The organism is Aeromonas sp. PS2Canimalfood6, from assembly GCF_048276795.1.
Taxonomy (GTDB): Bacteria; Pseudomonadota; Gammaproteobacteria; order Enterobacterales; family Aeromonadaceae; genus Aeromonas; species Aeromonas caviae.
The window spans coordinates 1-1,389 of sequence record NZ_JBLUXC010000127.1 but is presented as its reverse complement, the minus strand read 5'-3'; the positions used below and the strand labels follow the sequence as shown (position 1 = coordinate 1,389).

The following is a 1,389-nucleotide window of genomic DNA, read 5'->3' as shown; positions in this document are numbered from 1 at the left end:
CATGTACAGGATCTTTAGCTACAACCAATTGAAATAGATAGAAAAAAGGCTTCGTTTGTGATCTGATTTAATCGCAAAAAAAAACCGACACGCCCGAAGCCATGACTATTATCAATGCAACCCAGTACCTCAAGCAACTTCTTAGCTCTTCTGAACTCAACCGGATCGGTAAATTTACCGGTTTTTGTCAGCGACTCCGGGATATCCAGCCTGCGAGACTACTCCCGGCTCTGCTCTCAGGGCTTGGTTGCGACAAGGTGGATGGTATTGCTGGTTTGCATCGCCATTTCAATGCGTTGCAGCTCCATGATACTGACCAAATAGCGTATAAACCCTTTCACAACCAGTTACGCAAGCAGGGTTTTCCCTTGTTCATGCGCGCACTGGTTGAACGAGCCATCGCCTTACGCCTCAAGGAGTGTCTACCGGACGCCCACGGACTGGCAGGCTTTGAGCAGGTACTGCTGCAGGACGGGTCGTCATTCGCGTTACATCCGCAATTGGCAGAACATTTCCCGGGCCGATTCAATAAGCACAGCCCCGCTGCGGTAGAGTGTCATATGACCATGTCCTTGCTGGACCAGTCGCCGATATCGATGAGTATCACGGCGGATACCGAATCGGAGCGCAAGCATCTTCCGGCCGCAAATTCGTTAAATAACAAACTGTTATTGGCGGATGCCGGTTACATCAGCCGCGAGTACTTTGCTGATGTGACCAAAGCCAAAGGAAGCTATCTGGTCAGAGGGAGTCAAAATCTCAATCCCAAAGTACAGGCAGCTTACCGACAGGACGGCAGGGAAATGCCCAAGTTACTCGGAAAAAAGCTCAAGGATATCGATCGGAGAAGCTGCAGAGCCGAGGTTCTGGATCTGGATGTGAGTTCGGGAAAGTATAAATATCGACTCATAAGACGTTGGTTTGCAGAGGAAAAACGGTTCTGTATATGGATGACCAATCTTCCGCGTGAGCGATGGCCAGCCGAGAAGGTGATGGCATTGTATCGTTGCCGTTGGCAGATCGAACTGTTGTTCAAAGAGCTGAAATCACATAACCGGTTGAAGGCGTTCGCGACACGACAAAAAGCGATAGCGGAAGGCTTGATCTGGGCTAGTTTGCTGGCCTTGCTGGTCAAACGTCGGCTGGCGCTGACGCTGATTGGCAGCGCGGAGTTATCGATGCTGAAGATTGCCAAAAACAGCGCGCTTTGGTTAATGCCGATATTGGCGAGCATCATCCATGGTGCGTGGCAGGAAATAACAGAGAAGTTGGAGTGGGCAATGGTGTATTTATCCAAAAACGGCAAAAAGAGTAGGCAGAGAAAATCCAAGCAAAACAACACGTTAGACGGTATTATTAATTCGCTTGCCGCTTAAGGTTCTGTACATG

Annotated in this window: 1 protein-coding gene; it reads left to right on the top strand. The window is 49.4% G+C overall.

Features of this window, described 5'->3' with window-relative positions:
- Positions 1–101 precede the first annotated feature (101 nt).
- Complete coding sequence (locus ACNPAA_RS20830; RefSeq protein WP_011191341.1) at positions 102–1,376, top strand: IS4-like element ISApu2 family transposase; 1,275 nt, start codon at positions 102–104, stop codon at positions 1,374–1,376.
- Positions 1,377–1,389: the final 13 nt, after the last annotated feature.

What these genes read in the sequence shown, in the direction of transcription:
- ACNPAA_RS20830 (WP_011191341.1), top strand. Translation starts at nt 102, where the DNA reads ATGACTATTATCAATGCAACCCAGTACCTCAAGCAACTTCTTAGCTCT.